Origin of the sequence: Streptomyces sp. NPDC060027, from assembly GCF_042737005.1 — a bacterium.
In the GTDB taxonomy this organism is placed as follows: domain Bacteria; phylum Actinomycetota; class Actinomycetes; order Streptomycetales; family Streptomycetaceae; genus Streptomyces.
Map to the genome: position 1 here is coordinate 1 of NZ_JBHWVI010000185.1, position 18,092 is coordinate 18,092.

General features: G+C 70.3%; 14 protein-coding genes. 6 read left to right on the plus strand and 8 right to left on the minus strand.

What is annotated here, in order from left to right; genetic code table 11:
- Positions 1-2 precede the first annotated feature (2 nt).
- From ACFWBT_RS32755 to panB, 3 genes are all read right to left on the minus strand, one after another.
- Positions 3-827 carry an ABC transporter permease gene (locus ACFWBT_RS32755; RefSeq protein ID WP_385706607.1) on the minus strand — a complete coding sequence of 275 codons (825 nt, stop codon included), beginning with the start codon at positions 825-827 and terminating at the stop codon, positions 3-5.
- Positions 824-1,858, minus strand: a complete 1,035-nt coding sequence (locus ACFWBT_RS32760; protein ID WP_385706608.1) for an ATP-binding cassette domain-containing protein — start codon at positions 1,856-1,858, stop codon at positions 824-826. Before ACFWBT_RS32760 ends, ACFWBT_RS32755 begins: the two co-directional genes overlap by 4 nt.
- 189 nt (positions 1,859-2,047) lie before the next feature.
- Positions 2,048-2,932: a 3-methyl-2-oxobutanoate hydroxymethyltransferase gene (panB, locus tag ACFWBT_RS32765; protein ID WP_385706609.1), complete on the minus strand. Its 885-nt coding sequence runs from the start codon at positions 2,930-2,932 to the stop codon at positions 2,048-2,050.
- A 239-nt stretch (positions 2,933-3,171) separates the two neighbouring features.
- Between panB and ACFWBT_RS32770 the strand changes: the two genes are divergently transcribed.
- The 4 genes from ACFWBT_RS32770 (at position 3,172) to ACFWBT_RS32785 (ending at position 8,141) form a co-directional block, all read left to right on the plus strand.
- Positions 3,172-4,773, plus strand: a complete 1,602-nt coding sequence (locus ACFWBT_RS32770) for an MFS transporter (RefSeq protein ID WP_385706610.1) — start codon at positions 3,172-3,174, stop codon at positions 4,771-4,773.
- A 99-nt stretch (positions 4,774-4,872) separates the two neighbouring features.
- Entirely contained in the window at positions 4,873-5,493 is a 621-nt protein-coding gene (locus tag ACFWBT_RS32775; RefSeq protein WP_385706618.1) for a TetR/AcrR family transcriptional regulator, read from the plus strand.
- A 200-nt stretch (positions 5,494-5,693) separates the two neighbouring features.
- Positions 5,694-6,731, plus strand: a complete 1,038-nt coding sequence (locus ACFWBT_RS32780) for an endonuclease/exonuclease/phosphatase family protein (protein ID WP_385706611.1) — start codon at positions 5,694-5,696, stop codon at positions 6,729-6,731.
- A gap of 189 nt (positions 6,732-6,920) precedes the next feature.
- Complete coding sequence (locus ACFWBT_RS32785; protein ID WP_385706612.1) at positions 6,921-8,141, plus strand: MFS transporter; 1,221 nt, start codon at positions 6,921-6,923, stop codon at positions 8,139-8,141.
- A 4-nt stretch (positions 8,142-8,145) separates the two neighbouring features.
- On the opposite strand, the gene ACFWBT_RS32790 is transcribed toward ACFWBT_RS32785, so the two are convergent.
- The 4 genes from ACFWBT_RS32790 to ACFWBT_RS32805 all read right to left on the minus strand — a co-directional run bounded on the left by ACFWBT_RS32790 (position 8,146) and on the right by ACFWBT_RS32805 (position 14,095).
- Positions 8,146-10,191 carry an NAD(+) synthase gene (locus ACFWBT_RS32790; protein WP_385706619.1) on the minus strand — a complete coding sequence of 682 codons (2,046 nt, stop codon included), beginning with the start codon at positions 10,189-10,191 and terminating at the stop codon, positions 8,146-8,148.
- Positions 10,192-10,446: 255 nt separating this feature from the next.
- Complete coding sequence (locus tag ACFWBT_RS32795; protein ID WP_385706613.1) at positions 10,447-12,387, minus strand: protease pro-enzyme activation domain-containing protein; 1,941 nt, start codon at positions 12,385-12,387, stop codon at positions 10,447-10,449.
- A 422-nt stretch (positions 12,388-12,809) separates the two neighbouring features.
- Complete coding sequence (locus ACFWBT_RS32800) at positions 12,810-13,433, minus strand: DUF305 domain-containing protein (protein ID WP_385706614.1); 624 nt, start codon at positions 13,431-13,433, stop codon at positions 12,810-12,812.
- Positions 13,430-14,095 (minus strand): DUF3105 domain-containing protein, encoded by a 666-nt coding sequence (locus ACFWBT_RS32805; protein WP_385706615.1) that lies wholly within the window; start codon positions 14,093-14,095, stop codon positions 13,430-13,432. Before ACFWBT_RS32805 ends, ACFWBT_RS32800 begins: the two co-directional genes overlap by 4 nt.
- A 216-nt stretch (positions 14,096-14,311) precedes the next feature.
- On the opposite strand from ACFWBT_RS32805, the gene ACFWBT_RS32810 reads away from it, so the two are divergent.
- A complete protein-coding gene (locus tag ACFWBT_RS32810; RefSeq protein WP_385706616.1) occupies positions 14,312-14,746 on the plus strand; it encodes an RrF2 family transcriptional regulator in 435 nt (144 codons plus the stop codon).
- Positions 14,747-15,071: 325 nt separating this feature from the next.
- On the opposite strand, the gene ACFWBT_RS32815 is transcribed toward ACFWBT_RS32810, so the two are convergent.
- A complete protein-coding gene (locus tag ACFWBT_RS32815) occupies positions 15,072-16,280 on the minus strand; it encodes a globin domain-containing protein (RefSeq protein ID WP_385706617.1) in 1,209 nt (402 codons plus the stop codon).
- Positions 16,281-16,608: 328 nt separating this feature from the next.
- Between ACFWBT_RS32815 and glnA the strand changes: the two genes are divergently transcribed.
- Positions 16,609-17,970 (plus strand): type I glutamate--ammonia ligase, encoded by a 1,362-nt coding sequence (gene glnA / locus ACFWBT_RS32820; RefSeq protein ID WP_351539761.1) that lies wholly within the window; start codon positions 16,609-16,611, stop codon positions 17,968-17,970.
- Positions 17,971-18,092: the final 122 nt, after the last annotated feature.

Sequence of the window (18,092 nt, forward strand, 5' to 3'; positions counted from 1 at the left end):
CGTCAGTTCTTGGTGCGGAACTTGTGGATCGCGATGGGCGCCATCACCAGGGTGAGGGCCAGCGACCAGCCGAGCGTCACCCACAGGCCGTGCGCGACCGGACCGCCCACCATCAGCCCGCGTGCCGCGTCCGCGAGGGAGGACAGCGGGTTGTACTCGGTGAAGTTCTGCAGCCAGCCCGGCATCGACTTGGTCGGCGCGAAGATCGACGAGCCGAACTGGAGCGGCATCAGCACCAGGAAGCCCATCGCCTGCACGGACTGCGCGCTCTTCATGATCACGCCGAGGGTGAGGAACACCCACATCAGGGCCGAGCCGAAGACCGCGGACAGGCCCACGGAGGCGAACAGACCGGGCCAGTTGGTGATGTGGAAGCCGACCAGGACGCCGACGATCATGAGGATCGCGGTCGCGATCAGCATCCGCATCACCTCGACCGCGATCTTGGCGAACAGCACCGAGCCGCGCCCGATCGGCAGGGACCGGAACCGGTCCATGACACCGGAGTTGAAGTCGGTGTTGAAGCCGGTGCCCACTCCCTGGGCCATGTTCATGCCCATCATGGCCATCAGGCCGGGCACGACGTACTGGACGTACGCCTCCTGTCCGCCGCCGAGCGACTGCCCGATGGAGCCGCCGAAGACGTAGACGAACAGCAGCGTGAAGATGACCGGGAACAGGATCGCGTCGAACATCGACTCCGGGTCCTGGCGGATCCACAGCAGGTTGCGACGGATCAGCGCGCCGGTGTGGCGGGCGTGCGCGCGGAGCGAGATGCGGGGGTCGACCTCGACCGTGAGGGGGGCTTCGACAACGGCGGTACTCATGCGGAGACCTCCTCGTAGGCGCGGGCGGGGTTCTCGTCCTGCGGGGCACTGGCCTTGTGGCCGGTGAGGGAGAGGAACACCTCGTCCAGACTGGGCAGTTCGGTGGAGATGGAGGCGATCGTGATGCCGCGCGCGGTGACCGCGCCGACCACGGCGGTGAGTTGCTCGTCGCTGAGGATCGGGACCAGCACGCTGCCGGTCTCGCTGTCCACGATCGTCGTGGCGAGGCCGGTGAGCCCCAGCTCGTCGAACATGGCGGCCAGCGGGCGCAGTTGCAGCGGGTCGACCGGGCGGATCCGCAGCGTCCGGCCGCCGACGCGTGCCTTCAGCTCGTCGACCCGGCCGTTGGCGATGACCTTGCCGCGGTCGATGACCGTCAGCTCGGAGGCGAGCTGCTCGGCCTCCTCCATGTACTGAGTGGTGAGCAGCACGGTGACGCCGTCGGCGACCATGCGCTTGACCTCCTGCCACACCTCGTTGCGGGTCCGCGGGTCGAGGCCGGTCGTCGGCTCGTCCAGGTACAGCACGGCCGGGCTGCCGATCATCGAGGCGGCGAGGTCGAGCCGGCGGCGCATACCGCCGGAGTACGTCGACGCCGGGCGCTTGGCGGCCTCGGTGAGGGAGAAGCGCTCCAAGAGCTCGTCGGCCCGTCGGCGGGCGTCCTTGCGGGGCAGGTCGAGCAGCCGCCCGATCATGTAGAGGTTCTCCCAGCCGGGGAGCTTCTCGTCGACCGAGGCGTACTGGCCGGTGAGCCCTATCACCCGGCGCAGCTGCCGGGGCTGCTTCAGCACGTCGTAACCGGCGACCGTGGCCTGTCCGGCGTCCGGGGTGATGAGGGTGGACAGGCAGCGGACGAGGGTGGTCTTGCCGGCGCCGTTGGGACCCAGCACACCGAGGACGGTGCCCTCGCGCACATCCAGGTCGACCCCGTCCAGCGCCTTGGTCTCGCCGTAGTGCTTGACCAGCCCCCGTACGGTGACGGCGCTGCGGCCGGTCGCAGCTTGTCGGGGCGTGTTGTCGATTCGCGTCATGTCCATCAAGGTGCCAGTCGCCACCGACAAACGACCGACAGGATGCCTACAGGTCCGGGCCGCTACCGATAGGTCGCCGACAGTCGGCCGACAGGACGTGGAGAGGAGGCCGGAAAGGCGACAACCCGCCGACGGGGGACGATCGGCGGGTTGCCTTGGTGCCGCAGTGGCTCGGGGGCCTCGGTGGGCCTAGTGGACGGAGTGCTCCTCCAGCGGGAACGTCCCGCCGACCACGTCCTCGGCGAACGCCTTCGCGGCGTCGCCCATGACGCGGCGCAGGTCGGCGTACTGCTTGACGAACTTCGGCACCTTGCCGCCGGTCAGGCCGAGCATGTCGGTCCACACCAGGACCTGCGCGTCGGTCTCGGAGCCCGCGCCGATGCCGACGGTCGGGATGTGCAGGGTGCGCGTGACCTCGGCGGCGAGCTCCGCCGGGACCAGTTCGAGGACGACGGCGAAGGCGCCCGCGTCCTGGACCGCCTTGGCGTCCCGCAGCAGCTGGTGCGCGGCCTCCTCGCCCCGGCCCTGCACGCGGTAGCCCATGGAGTTCACGGACTGCGGGGTCAGGCCGATGTGCGCCATCACCGGGATGCCGGACTCGACCAGCAGCTCGATCTGGCGGTGCGAGCGCTCGCCGCCCTCCAGCTTCACCGCGCCCACCCCGGCCTCCTTGACCAGGCGGGTCGCCGAGCGCAGCGCCTGCACCGGACCCTCCTGGTAGGACCCGAAGGGCAGGTCGCCGACGATCAGGGCGCGACTGGTGCCCCGTACGACCGCCGCGGACAGCACGGTCATCTCGTCCATGGTGACGGGGACGGTCGTCTCGTAACCCAGGTGGCAGTTGCCCGCCGAATCGCCGACCAGCATGACCGGGATGCCGGCCTCGTCGAAGACGGACGCGGTCATCGCGTCGTAGGCGGTGAGCATGGGCCACTTCTCGCCGCGCTCCTTGGCGGCGGTGATGTCGCGCACCGTGATACGGCGAGTGCTCTTGCCCCCGTACAGCGCCTTGCTGCCGGTGGCCTTGAGGGCACCCTCCGCAGGCTGCGTCGGGGCAGCCGAAAGCTGCGTCATCGCAACGGCTCCTTCTGTCATCTCGAGGCACCCTGACGGCGTCCCCGGATCACCTCCATGGTGGCACCTCGCGTCACGCGGGGCTAGACCGGGCCCGGCGGACTCCGTGTCGCTCTCGCCACGCCCGCCCCGCCCGGCGGGCCGCCTGCGACCGGAGACCTAGGTCCCTTCGTAAGTTCTGCGTAAAGCCTTTCCAATACGGAACGGTGCCGTATCGAATTGGTTCTAGGGTGGTCGTCATGACAACTTCCGCTCCCCCGCCCGATCGACGCGTGCCCGAGGCGGTGCACCGGCGCCGCTGGGCGATCCTCGGCGCGCTCATGCTGAGCCTGCTGATCGTGGTGCTCGACAACTCCATCCTGAACGTCGCGATCAAGACGATCTCGACCCCGGCGCCCACCGGCCTCGGTGCCACGCAGGGTGAGCTGGAGTGGGCCATCAACGCCTACACCCTCGTCTTCGCCGGGCTTCTGTTCACCGCGGGCCTCCTCGGTGACCGGCTCGGCCGCAAGAAGGTGCTGCTCGGCGGTCTCGCCGTGTTCGGCATCGGGTCGGCGCTGGCCGCCGAGTCGGGCTCGCCGGTCCAGCTCATCGTGTTCCGCGCGCTGATGGGTCTCGGCGCAGCCTTCGTCATGCCGGCCACCCTCGCCGTCCTGATGAACGTCTTCGAGCGCGACGAGCAGCCCAAGGCCATCGGCATCTGGGCCGGCGGCGTCGGCCTCGCCATCGCGATCGGCCCGATCACCGGTGGCGTCCTGCTCGACCACTTCTGGTGGGGCTCGGTGTTCCTCATCAACGTGCCGATCGTGCTGCTCGCGATAGCCCTGATGATCTGGCTGGTCCCGGACTCGCGCGACCCGAACCCGGGCCGTCTCGACCCGGTCGGTGTCGTCCTCTCCATCATCGGCCTCGTGCTGCTCGTCTACGGCATCATCAAGGGCGGCCAGCTCGCCGACTTCACCGACCCGCGGGTCCTCGCGACCATCGGCGCCGGACTCGTGGTCCTCATCGGCTTCGTGATGTTCGAGAAGCGCAGCGACCACCCGTCCATCGACGTGACGTACTTCAAGAACAAGGTCTTCTCGGCGGCGATGTCGGCCATCGCGCTGGTCTTCTTCGCGCTGATGGGCGTGACCTTCTTCTCGGTCTTCTACACACAGAGCGTCCGCGGCTACTCGCCGCTGCAGACCGGTCTGTTGATGCTGCCGCTGGCCGTGGCCCAGATCATCTTCGCGCCGCGCGCCCGGCTGGTCGTCGACCGCTTCGGCAACCGCGCCACCTGCACGGCGGGCCTGGTGATCATCGCCGCGACGCTGGCCGCGTTCGCCACGCTGGAGGCGGACACCCCGATCTGGCTTCTCGAGGTCATCTTCTTCCTGATGGGCACCGGCATGGCGCACATCATGACCCCGACCAGCGTCGTCATCATGCAGGCGCTGCCGCGCGAGAAGGCCGGCTCCGCGTCCGCGCTCAGCAACACCTTCCGCCAGGTCGGCGGCGCCCTCGGCATCGCCGTCCTCGGTTCCGTGCTCTCCACGGCCTACCGCAACGGCATCGAGGACAAGCTCGACCTCGTCCCGGCCCCCCTGCGGCACACCGCGGGCGAGTCCATCGAGGCCACGCTCGGGGTCGCCGCCAAGCTCGGCCCGCAGGGCAAGGCCCTCGTCACCCCGGCGAACGACGCCTTCCTGCACGCCATGCACGTCACCGCCCTGTGCGGCGCGGGTGTCGCGGTCATCGGCGCGGTCGTCGTCGCCCTGTTCCTGCCGGGCCGTCCGGCGGCCCCGCACCAGGGCAAGGACGAGGCCGAGTTGGTGACGGCGGACCTCGGACAGGACTGACAGCGGCGTCCGGGACCGCGGGCACCCCTCACCGGGTGCCCGCCATCGCCGTACATCGGGGAGAATGACACCAGGTCAACGATGGGATCGGAGTTCGACGTGAGCCTCGCGGACAGCCGGGACAGACAGGGGTGCCCCACCCGGGGTCGTCCTCGGAGCGAGGCCGTGGAGCGCGCCATCATCGAGGGCGTCATGAAGCTCCTGGAGGAAGGGGTTCCGCTCGCGGACATCTCCATCGAGCGGCTCGCCCGCACCGTCGGCGTCGGCAAGGCGACGATCTACCGCCGCTGGAGCGGCAAGGAAGAGCTCTTCGTCGACGTGCTGCGCGCCGCCGAGCCCGCGGACCCCGAACTCCCCGGCGTCTCCCTGCGCGAGGACCTCGTCGTGCTGCTGGAGTCGCTGCGCCGGCGCGGCCTGGTCAGCCGCTCGTCGGCGATCCTGCACAACGTGCACGCGCAGATGAAGAGCAGCCCCAAACTGTGGGCCGCGTACGACGCCACGGTCATCGCCCCGAGGCGCCAGCTGGGCTACGAGGTGCTGCGCCGCGGCCAGGAGAACGGCGAACTCCGCGACGACGTCGACATCGAGCTGCTCAACGACATGTTCGTCGGCCCCATGCTCGTCCGGACCGTCATGCGCCCGGACACCGAACTCTCCGAGGGGCTCGCCGAACAGATCGTCGACACGCTGCTGGAGGGCCTGCGCCCCGCCCGGCCGTGACGCGCCCGGTTTCTGACGGGTCGAATGTGCGCGTTTCGTCACAGAGGGCGCATCGTGGGCCCGTATGCGGAACTCCGGGTGGGAAGTTGAACGTCCCCTTGCCAGTACGGCCGTCACGGACGGCGAGAACGACACCGAACATCCCCTAGGGTCGTAGTCGAGGGGCAGACGGTGCGCACGGCATTTTGTGAGGCGACGGTATGGCGCAGGCGTATATGACGGAGACGGGCAGCGGCGGCCAGGGGCCGGACCGCAGAGAGCCCCGGCTTCGACGCCTGCTCGACGGCTGGCGCGGCGACCGCGGCATCTGGCGGCGCGGGCTGATCCTCGCCGCGATCGCGCTCCTGCTCGCCCTGGTGATGCTGACGCATGCGCAGATCCCGAACCGGATCGGCAACCTCGGCAGCCTCACCGAGACGTTCCTGCCCTGGCTCGGGGTGTTCATCCCGGTCCTGCTGGTCCTCGCCTTCGTGCGGAAGTCCGCCAGTGCCCTGATCGCCGTGGTGGTGACGGGCGTGGTCTGGCTGAACCTCTTCGGCGGACTGCTCACCGACAAGACCGACGCCGGCGGCGATCTGACCGTGGCCACCCACAATGTCAACGCCGACAACCCGGACCCCTCCGGCACCGCCCGCGACGTGGCCGCCTCCGGTGCCGACGTGCTGGCCCTGGAGGAGCTGACGGCATCGGCCGTGCCGGTGTACGAGAAGGCGCTCGCGCCGACGTACAAGTACCACTCGGTGCAGGGCACCGTCGGGCTGTGGAGCAAGTACCCGCTCAGTGCGGCCCGGCCGGTGGACATCAAGCTGGGCTGGACGCGTGCCATGCGGGCCACCGTGACGGCGCCCGCCGGCCGGGCCGCGGTGTACGTGGCCCATCTGCCCTCGGTGCGGGTGAAGATGAAGGCCGGGTTCACCGCCCGGCAGCGCGACAAGAGCGCGGACGCGCTGGGCGAGGCGATCGCCGGCGAGCCCGTGCGGCAGGTCGTCCTGCTCGGTGACCTCAACGGCACGATGAACGACCGGGCGCTCAACGCCGTCACCGCGCAGATGCGCTCCACGCAGGGCGCGGCGGGAACCGGCTTCGGGTTCAGCTGGCCGGCGTCGTTCCCGATGGCCCGGATCGACCAGATCATGGTCAGGGACATCGAGCCGGTGACCTCGTGGACGCTGCCCGAGACCGGCAGCGACCACCTCCCGGTCGCGGCCCGTGTGCAGTTGGACGCAACCGCTTCTTAACTCCCTGGAGCACCTCCCGGAATACTTCGCCGGGCAGGATTTGTTCAGCGACTGAACTTAATGTTTTGATCGACCCGTGACCCGCGCACATCGCTGTGCGCGGGCGCCTCCGTGCGCACCCGCGTCTCCCGCGTGCCGCCCGCGTCCGCACGGAGCCCCGCTCGTCCCCGCTCCTTGGAAAGGCCTCTCATGCCTCTGGCCCTGCTCGCCCTCGCCGTGGGCGCCTTCGGCATCGGCACCACCGAGTTCGCCATGATGGGCCTGCTGCCCGACGTCGCGGACGACCTCCACATATCCATCCCGACCGCCGGACACCTGGTCTCCGCGTACGCGCTCGGCGTCGTCATCGGCGCCCCGCTGCTCGCCGCGGCCACCGCCCGGATGTCCCGCCGCACGGTCCTCATCGCCCTGATGGGCCTCTTCGTGGCGGGCAACGCGCTCTCCGCCCTGGCCCCCGACCGTCACTGGCTGCTCGCCGCCCGCTTCCTGAGCGGTCTGCCGCACGGCGCCTTCTTCGGCGTCGGCGCCGTCGTCGCCACCGGTCTGGTCGCGCCCGAGCGCAAGGCCCGCTCCGTGTCGCTGATGTTCCTCGGACTGACCGTCGCGAACATCGCCGGCGTCCCGGCCGCCACCCTCGTGGGGCAGCACCTGGGCTGGCGGGCCGCCTTCCTCGGGGTGAGCGTGATCGGCGTGGCCGCCATCGCCTCGCTGTTCCTGCTGATCCCGCGGGCCCCCGCGCACACCCCCTCCGGCGGCCTGCGCGGCGAACTCGCCGCGCTGCGCTCGCTGCCCGTCTGGCTCGCCCTCGGGACGACGGTCGCGGGCTTCGGGGCGCTCTTCTCCGCGTACAGCTACATCGCGCCCATGCTCACGGACGCCGCCGGATACGCCGAGGGCAGCGTGACGCTGCTGCTGGCGCTCTTCGGGGTCGGCGCGACGGTGGGCAACCTGCTCGGCGGCCGCCTCGCGGACCACTCCCTGCGCGGCACACTGTTCGGCGGCCTGGTGTCCCTCGTCGTCGTCCTCGCGCTCTTCCCGGTCCTCATGGGCGCCCAGTGGAGCGCGGCCGTCGCGGTCACCCTCCTCGGCACGGCCGCCTTCGTCACCGGCTCACCCCTCCAGCTGATGGTCATGGAGAAGGCCTCCGCCGCGCCCTCCCTCGCGTCCTCCGCCAACCAGGCCGCGTTCAACCTCGCCAACGCGGGCGGCGCGTGGATCGGCGGGCTCGCCCTGGCGGCGGGCTTCGGCGCGACGGCACCTGCGGTCGCCGGGGCGGGGCTCGCGGTCGTGGGGATCGGGGTGGCGGGTGCGGCGTACGCGGTGGACCTGAGCCGCACGGCGCGGCCGACCCGGCGCGCGCGGGTGGTCGCCACCCGCGTACCCGACCGGCCGGAGGCGCTGCGCCGCTGAACGGTCAGCCCTCCGTCTCCGGGAGGTCGAAGCGGGCCAGGTCGCGCAGCCAGACGCGGGCCGAACTGTCGGACGGCGCACGCCAGTCGCCGCGCGGCGAGAGCGAACCACCGGCCGAGACCTTCGGCCCGTTCGGCATGGCCGAGCGCTTGAACTGCGCGAACCCGAAGAAGCGGCGGCAGAACACGTCCAGCCAGCGCCGGATCTCCGGCAGGTCGTACGCGACCCGCTCGGCCGCGGGGAAGCCCGGCGGCCAGGCACCCGCGTCCGGGTCGTGCCACGCGTGCCAGGCCAGGAAGGCGATCTTCGACGGCCGAAAGCCGTAGCGCAGCACGTGGAAGAGGGTGAAGTCGTGCAGGGCGTACGGGCCGATCTTCGACTCGGTGGACTGCATCTCCTCGCCCGGTACGAGCTCCGGGCTGATCTCCGTGTCGAGGATCGCGGCGAGCGTCCGGTCGGTGTCCGCACCGAACTGCCCGCTGCCGATGACCCAGCGGATCAGATGCTGGATCAGCGTCTTCGGCACACCCGAGTTGACGTTGTAATGACTCATCTGGTCGCCCACGCCGTACGTGGACCAGCCGAGCGCCAGCTCCGACAGGTCACCGGTCCCGAGCACGATGCCGCCACGCTGGTTGGCGAGCCGGAACAGGTAGTCGGTGCGCAGTCCGGCCTGCACGTTCTCGAAGGTGACGTCGTACACGGGCTCGCCGGACGCGAAGGGGTGGCCCATCTCGTCCAGCATCAGCCGGGCGGTCGGCGTGATGTCCAGCTCGGCCGCGGTGACGCCGAGGGAGCGCATCAGCTCGTGCGCGTTGCCCTTGGTGTGGTCGCTGGTGGCGAAGCCGGGCAGGGTGAAGGCGAGGATGTCGCTGCGCGGGCGGCCCGCCCGGTCCATCGCGCGGGCGGCGACGATCAGCGCGTGCGTGGAGTCGAGACCGCCGGACACCCCGATGACCACCTTCGGGCCACCGATCGCCGCGAGCCGCTGCTGGAGCCCCGCGACCTGGATGTTGTACGCCTCGTAGCAGTCCTGGGCCAGCCGGTCGGGGTCCGCGGGCACGAACGGGAAGCGCTCGATACGGCGCCGCAGGCCCAGGTCGCCGGTCGGCGGGTCGAGCCGGAACGACAGCGTCCGGAAATCGGCGGTGCGGGCGGCGTGCGTGCGGCGGTTGTCGTCGAAGCTGCCTGTCCGCATCCGCTCCTGCCGCAGCAGGTCGAGATCGACGTCCGCCACGGCGAACTGGTCATCGAGCGGGAAGCGTTCGGACTCGGCCAGCAGCGCCCCGTTCTCGTAGATCATGGTCTGGCCGTCCCAGGACAGGTCGGTGGTCGACTCGCCCAGGCCGGCCGCCGCGTAGACGTACGCGGCGATACCGCGTGAGGACGCCGAGCGGCACATCAGCTTGCGGTCCTCGGCCCGGCCGACGGTGATCGGGCTGCCGGAGAGGTTGGCGAGGACGGTGGCGCCCGCCAGGGCCGCCTCGGCGCTGGGCGGCACCGGAACCCACATGTCCTCGCAGATCTCCGTGTGCAGCACCAGGCCCGGGACGTCGTCGGCGGCGAACAGCAGATCCACGCCGAACGGCACGGACTCACCGCCGATCCGGATCGTGCCGCCGCGCTCGTCGTCGCCCGCGGCGATCTGCCGGCGTTCGTAGAACTCCCGGTAGTTCGGCGGGTACGACTTGGGCACGACACCGAGGACCCGGCCGCGGTGCACGACCACCGCGCAGTTGTAGACCCGGTTGCGGTGGCGCAGCGGGGCGCCCACGACCAGGACCGGCAGGAGGTCCGCCGACCCCGTCACCACCGTTCGCAGCGCCTCCTCGACCTGGTCGAGCAGCGCGTCCTGGAGCAGCAGGTCCTCGATCGAGTAGCCGCACAACCCCATCTCCGGGAAGACGGCGACGGCGACACCCTCACCGGCGCATCTGCGCGCCTGGCGCAGGACCGCCTCGGCGTTGGCCTGCGGGTCCGCGATGACGGTGTGGCCCGTGCAGGCGGCGACGCGTGCGAAGCCGTGCTGATAGAGCGACCGGAAGTTCAGAGGAGGCACCCGGCCAGTGTAATCGTCAGAGCGACGCGATGGGGTGGGGAGGGATGTGTGGCGGACCACCCCGCCCGCCGGACGGGCGCCGGGCACCGTGGATGTCGGGCGCGATCCCGGCGCGGGGAGGAGGGACGTCTCCCGCCGGAAGGGCGCGCACGGCGCGCACGGCGCGCACGGCGAGCGCGGATCCCGGGAAACGCGCGATGCGCCCGCCTCCGTCGGAGAGGCGAGCGCATCGCACGTGACGCGGGGTCAGTGACGGCGGTACGAGTCGACGTAGCCCGGGGCGGGGGAGCCCACACCGGTGACGTCGTCGTAGCCCTTCACGGCCTTCAAGGAGCTGTCCTTGCCGAGACTGCGGACGGAGGTGAGGACACCGTCCGCGGCGTCGAAGCCGTTCGCGAAGTCGACACGCGCCACGGCGAGTCCGGAGCCCGTGGGCTTGTCCGTGACGTCGTGGTACGCCTTCGAGCCGATCTTGGAGTAGATCGACGGGTTGGCGAAACCGATCGCCTTGCCGCCGCGCGCCTCCTGGGCGAGCGCCTGGACGGCCGCGATCACCGGCGCGGCGAGCGAGGTGCCGCCGATCCGGTACTCGCTGTACTGCTCCGTCCCGTCCGGGAAGGTCTGCGTCTGGCCGACCTTGAAACCGGTGTTGGGGTCGGCGATCGCCGCGATGTCCGGGACGACCCGGTTGCCCGCGGCGTTGTTGGCCTTGGCCAGCGCGTTCGGGACGACACCCTTCTGGTAGTAGGGCTCCGCCACCGTCTTGCTGGTGCCGCCGCCCGCGCCCGAGGTGAACGCGCCCGGGAACCCGGTCCAACTCTTGCCGTCCTCGGACAGCGAGGCCTTCTCGGTGCCCCAGCCGGTCTCCCACAGGTACTTGTCGCCCTTGCCGACCGCCAGCGAGGTGCCGCCGACCGCCGTCACCCACGCCGAGTTGGCCGGGGTGTCGACCTGCTTCGTCCCGGTGTTGGCGACCTCGTCGCCGTTGTCACCGGAGGAGAAGTAGAAGCCGATGCCCTCGACCGCGCCGAACTGGAAGACCTGGTCGTAGGCCGCGGCGAGGTCCGGGGTCTGGTTGGCCTCGATGTCGCCCCACGAGTTGGAGACGATGTCGGCCAGGTGCCCGTCGACGATCTTGTTGAGCGAGTCGAGCAGATCGTCGTCGTAGCAGGAGGCGGCACCCACGTACGTGATGCTCGCGCCCGGCGCGACCGCGTGCACGGCCTCGACGTCGAGGGTCTCCTCGCCGTACCAGCCGGCCGCCCCGCACTCCTCGGTCTTCGTGTACTTCGTGGGCAGCACCTGACGCAGCTGACCGCTGGTGTAGGCGGCGTCGCCGTGCTTCGCGGCGTAGGTGGCCGCGTCGAAGGCGATGGTCGGCGAGGCGTACGCGTCGGTGATGGCGACCCGTACGTTCTTGCCGGTGCGCTTGCCCGCGCCGTACGCGGCGCGCAGCTGCTTGCCCGTGTACCCCTTGACCGCGTACGGGATCTTCTTTCCGTACGCGCCCGGCAGGGTGCTCGCGGTGTTCGAGCCGTAGTACGAGGAGAACGGCCCGGAGTTCTTGAACACCGCGTCCGGAGGCGGCAGTTGATCGGCGTGCGTCGCCTTGTGCGGAGCGTTGTCCAGGCCGGTGACGGTCAGGACGGCGCCGTTCAGGGCGGCCGGCGCGGAAGCCGTCTTCGACGGCGCCCGGTAAGTCTTCTTGCCCTTGCCGTAGTTGTGCAGCTGTGTGCCGAACGCCTTCTCGGCGGCGGCCACGTCACCGGTCACGGAGACGTAGTGCTGTGTCGTCCCGGTGACCGTCAGACCCGCCGACTTCAGCCACGAGGTCACGGCCGTGACCTGGGCCTTGGTGGCGCCGAAACGTGCCTGCGCCTTCTTGGCGCTCAGGTATTTCCCGTACGAAGCCGAGTGCGGGTCGGACACGGACCTGGCGTACGCGGCCAGTCCCTTGGCGTCCCGTCCGGCGAGGTACACCCGGGCCGAGACCAGGGAGCTGTCGGACGCCGCTCCCTTGTCCGCCTTGGCCGTCGCCCACGCGGGCCTGGTGCCCGCGAGGGTGTCCCGGCTCGGGCCGTCCGCGGCGTGGGCCGCGGGTATGCCGAACGCCAGCGCACCGGCGAGCAGAGGCAGTGTCGCCGCCATGCTCACTCCGGCGCGCGCGGTGGCGCGGTTGGATCTCATAGAGCCCCCTGCGATGCGGTTCGTCGCATGTAGTGGTTGGTCGGTGATCCACGCGAGACCCTCGCGCCCCACCAGGGCGGGAGGAATGGATCACAGATGGGGGCCACTCTTTCGATGAACCGTTCATGCCAGGGGAATGAACAACCCAAGGAAAGCCCAAGTGGCCGCGATTGGCGGCCGTTTGGGATGATTTGGAGTGGGTTCTTGACCACAATCGAGGGTTTTCCCTCTATCTCGTCCCAGGCTCTGTAAAGAGGTGCCCGTCTTCTGTAAGCGGATCGAGTCCCTGGAGCGTGTTGGGGACGTGAAGCAGCTGGAGTTCGAAGAGTTCTCCACGACCCGGTGGACGGGTCGGGTGCGGAACGGTCCGGGGCGATGCCCCGGACCGTTCCACGCACCCGGTCGCCGCGCCCCGGCACGCGCTAGTCGCGCGCCTTCGCGCCCCGTTCCTTCAACATGTCGGCCATCAGCCGGATCTCCGACTGCTGCGCGTCGACCATGCCCTGCGCGAGCCGCTTCTCCACGCCGACCGTGCACTGCGCGACACAGCCCTCGGCCATGTGGATGCCGCCCTTGTGGTGGGCGGTCATCAGCTGGAGATAGAAGACCTCGGCCTGCTTCCCGTCGAGCGTGCCGAGCCGCTTCATCTCGCTGTTGGTGGCCATGCCCGGCATCAGCGAGCCGTCCTTGCCGGACGCCATGTCCCCCATGCCCATCCAGGTCATCGGCGCGTCCGAGGACACCTTCGGCAGCTCCCACAGATCGAGCCAGCCGAGCAGCATGCCGCGCTGATTGGCCTGCGTCTGCGCGATGTCGTACGCGAGACGCCGTACCTCCACGTCCTTGGTGCGGTCCCGCACGATGTACGACATCTCGACGGCCTGCTGGTGGTGGACCGCCATGTCCCGCGCGAAGCCCGCGTCCGCCGAGTCGGCGGCGGGTGCCCGCGTCCCGGAGTCGTCGCCGTCGGCGACCGCGTAGGTGATCGCCCCGGCCGCGACGAGCACGGTCGCCGCGGCCCCCGCGATCCAGCCGACCTGCCTCACTGGGCCAGACCGTTGGTGCAGGCCGCGCCCGGTTCGGGCGTCTGCTTGCCCTGCACGAACTCCGCGAGGAACGCGTCGACGTTCTTGTCGCTCGCGCCGGTCACCGCGCGCTGCTTGCCCCAGGCGCTCAGCATGATCGGGTCCTTCTGGTCCTCGACCGGGCTCATCAGCGTGTACGGGGTCTTCTTGACCTTCGCCGCGAGCGCCTTCACATCGGCGTCGGGCGCCTTGCTGTTGTACGTGATCCAGACCGCGCCGTGCTCCAGCGAGTGCACGGCGTTCATGTTGTTGACCGCCTTGGCGTAGACGTCGCCGTTGCAGTTCATCCAGACCTGGTTGTGGTCACCGCCGACCGGCGGCTCCATCGGGTAGCTCACGGTCTTCGTGACGTGGTTGCGCGCCAGGGTGCCCTTCCAGGTCTTCACACCGTCCGTGCCCGTGACGAAGTGCCCCGACGCCGCCTTCGAGTCGCTCGCCGTGTCCTTCTTGTCCGACTGGGACCGGACGAGCACGACTCCACCGGCGACGAGACCGGCGACGACGACCGTGCTCGCCGCTATCACGAGGATCCGGTTGCGCCGCTCACGATTGCGCTCGGCGCGGCGCAGCTCTTCGATGCGCGCCTGGCGCGAGGCGCTGCTGGTGTTCTTGGCGGAACCCATGGTGAGTCCTTATGAGGATGGGACGGTCGGGTTCGCCGATCGTAATCGGGAAGGGAGGGGCGTCGGCAGGGAGGGCACGGGATTGGCCGAAGAAAGGGCGGGCCGGGAGGGGGCGGGGGAGAGGCGCGCCGTGATGGCCGTGATGGCGGAGGGGTGCGGGACGGGGGGCGGAGAGAAAATTTGAACCCAAGTTGCGCATTACCTACGCTGTCGGGCATGCGGTTGTTGCGATCCACCGACCTGGCCCTGCGCGTCCTGATGCGACTGGCCGTCGTCGGCGACTCGACGCCCACCACGCGCGAGGTCGCGGCCGACATGCACGTCCCCTACACGCACGCCGCCAAGGTCGTCGCGGAACTCCAGCACCACGGGCTGCTCGATGCCCGGCGTGGCAGGGGAGGCGGTCTCACCCTCACCGAGAAGGGGCGCGGAGCGTCCGTCGGCGCGATCGTGCGCGTCTTCGAGGGGGACGGCGAGGTCGTCGAGTGCGAGGGTGACACGCCGTGCCCGCTCGTCTCCGCGTGCCGGCTGCGGGGTGCCCTGCGGCGGGCCCAGGAGGCCTTCTACGTCTCACTGGACCCCCTGACCATCGCCGACGTGGTCGCCGAGCCGACGGGGCCTCTGCTGCTCGGCATCAGCCGGAGGCCGTAGCTGGCCCCGGTGGCCCGGTGGCCCGGCCGTTCCCGCCCTTCGCCGTTTCCCGTGACTTGGCCGTTCCCGCCCCCGGCCGTTTCCTGCGACCTGGCCGTTCCCGCCACCCGGCGGCCCCTCGTCGGGCTCTGTCTCCGTGCCCGGCTGGGCTATGGGCCTGGCCGGGCTCCGTGCTCTTCGTACCGGGCGTCCGACGACCCGCGGGGGCGTTGCGGGCCCCCGCTTCCGCGGCCCGGTCTGCCGGATCCGCCGGATTGGATCCGCCGGATTGGATCCGCCGGATCGGGACAGGTGGGCCAGGGCAGGTGGACCGGACAGCCCCTAGTCAGTCCTGGGCCAGCCAGAGGTCCGGGCCGAAGACCTCGTAGTGGATGTCGGCGGCGGGCACGCCCTTTCCGAGGAGCTCGGTCCGTACCGCGCGCATGAAGGGCAGCGGACCGCACAGGTAGGCCCGCGTACCCGGCCGCACCGTCACTCCGGAGAGGTCGACCAGACCGGTCCGGTCGGCGGGGTGGCCCGGCTCCGGGTGTTCGTACCAGAAGTGGGTCTCGGCGTCGGCGAGTTCGCCCGCGAACGCCTCGTGGTCGGCGCGCAGCGCGTGCTCGGCGGGGGAGCGGTCGGCGTGCACGACGGTGACGGGGGCCTTGTGGCCGGTGACCCCCAGCTGCTCCAGCATGGCGATCATCGGGGTGACGCCGATGCCCGCGGAGGCGAGGAGCACGGGGGTGTCCGTGTCGTCGAGGACCAGATCGCCGTACGGCGCGGAGACCGCGAGGACGCTGCCCTCGCGGACGTGCGCGTGCAGATAGTTGGAGACCTGGCCCTCGGGGCTCGTCGCACCGCCGGGGTGCTCCTCCGCGCGCACCCGCTTGACGCTGATCTGGCGTACCGGTGAACCGGGCGCGCTGGAGAGGCTGTACTGACGTATCTGGCGGGCGCCGTCCGGGAGCCGGACGCCGACCGAGACGTACTGGCCCGCCCGGAAGTCCGGGAGGGGGCCGCCGTCGGCCGGGCGGATCCGGAAGGTGGCGACGTCGGCGGTCTCCTCGACGCGCTCGGTGACCACCCAGGGGTGCAGGGACCCGTCGTCCGCCCGCTCGTCGTACAGGCGCTTCTCGATGGCGATCAGGGCGTTCGCCATGAGCCAGTAGACCTCGTCCCAGGCGGCGGCGACCTCCGCGGTGACCGCGTCGCCCAGCACCTCGACGATGGCGGCGAAGAGGTGCTCGTGCACGACCTTGTACTGATCGGGCGCGACGCCCAGGGAGGCGTGCTTGTGCGCGATGCGGTTCAGCATCGCGTCGGGCCGCTCGTCGGGGTGCTCGACCAGGTGGGTGGCGAACGCGGCGATCGATCCCGCCAGGGCCTGACGCTGCGTGCCCGCGGCCTGGTTGCCGCGGTTGAACAGATCACGGAGCAGCTCGGGGTGGGCGGTGAACAGCCCGGAGTAGAAGCGCTCGGTGATCTCGCCGATGGCGGCGCCGACGACGGGGAGTGTGGCACGCACGGTCGAGGCGGATTGTTCGGACAGCATCAGGACTCCTCAAAGCCAGGGCGGAAACGGCGGGTTGCGGCCCCCTTGTACGCACGGCACAGTAGTAAAACTTGCATCTGAGATGCAAATTAAAGCCCGTAGGGCGAGAGAGTGAGGGGCGGCTATTACGGGGGCGCGCGTGAGCAGGCAGTATGTGCAACAGAGCAGGACACCTGCCGTACGCGAGGCGTTCAGACCGAGGTCGCCCGGCCGATCAAGGTCCGCAACGCGCATGAAATGGTGTTGTGGTGGGATGCTCAGGTGCGCCGATCGTCTTCGAGGCGTGGGAGCAGGCGGCCTGACCAGCAAGGATGGGTGGAAGCGGAAGATGGACAAGCAGCAGGAGTTCGTGCTCCGGACGCTGGAGGAGCGTGACATCCGGTTCGTACGTCTGTGGTTCACGGACGTACTCGGCTTCCTCAAGTCGGTGGCCGTGGCCCCGGCAGAGCTGGAACAGGCCTTCGACGAGGGCATCGGCTTCGACGGCTCGGCCATCGAGGGCTTCGCCCGCGTCTACGAGTCGGACATGATCGCCAAGCCGGACCCGTCGACCTTCCAGGTGCTGCCCTGGCGCGCCGAGGCCCCCGGCACGGCCCGCATGTTCTGCGACATCCTCATGCCGGACGGCTCCCCGTCCTTCGCGGACCCGAGGTACGTCCTCAAGCGCGCCCTCGCCAAGACCTCGGACCTGGGTTTCACCTTCTACACCCACCCCGAGATCGAGTTCTTCCTGCTGAAGAACCGCCCGCTGGACGGCTCACGACCCACCCCCGCCGACAACTCCGGCTACTTCGACCACACCCCGCAGAACGTCGGCCAGGACTTCCGGCGCCAGGCCATCACGATGCTGGAGTCGATGGGCATCTCGGTCGAGTTCAGCCACCACGAGGGCGCCCCCGGCCAGCAGGAGATCGACCTGCGCTACGCCGACGCGCTCTCCACGGCCGACAACATCATGACCTTCCGGCTGATCATGAAGCAGGTCGCGCTGGAGCAGGGCGTGCAGGCCACCTTCATGCCGAAGCCGTTCTCGGAGTACCCGGGCAGCGGTATGCACACGCACCTCTCACTCTTCGAGGGCGACCGCAACGCGTTCTACGAGTCCGGCTCGGAGTACCAGCTCTCCAAGGTCGGCCGCTCGTTCATCGCCGGCCTGCTCAAGCACGCCGCGGAGATCTCCGCCGTCACCAACCAGTGGGTCAACTCCTACAAGCGCATCTGGGGCGGCTCGGAGCGCACCGCCGGCGCCGGCGGCGAGGCCCCCTCGTACATCTGCTGGGGCCACAACAACCGCTCCGCGCTCGTCCGCGTGCCGATGTACAAGCCCGGCAAGACCGGCTCGGCGCGGGTCGAGGTCCGCTCCATCGACTCCGGCGCGAACCCCTACCTGGCGTACGCGCTGCTCCTGGCCGCGGGCCTGAAGGGCATCGAGGAGGGCTACGAGCTCCCGCCGGGCGCCGACGACGACGTCTGGGCCCTCTCGGACGCCGAACGCCGCGCCATGGGCATCGAGCCCCTCCCGCAGAACCTCGGCGAGGCCCTGGCCCTCATGCAGCGCAGCGAACTCGTCGCCGAGACCCTCGGCGAGCACGTCTTCGACTTCTTCCTGCGCAACAAGAAGTCGGAATGGGAGGAGTACCGCTCCGAGGTCACCGCCTTCGAGCTGCGGAAGAACCTGCCGGTGCTGTAGGCGTAGGTGGGAGCGGGTTTCCCGCGAGAACGGCGCGTGGGGGGGGCCCGGGGGGGGGCGAGGGCCCCCCCCGGGGGTCGGGGGGGGGGGGGCGGGGGGGGCGCTTCGGTGTGAGCCCTGGG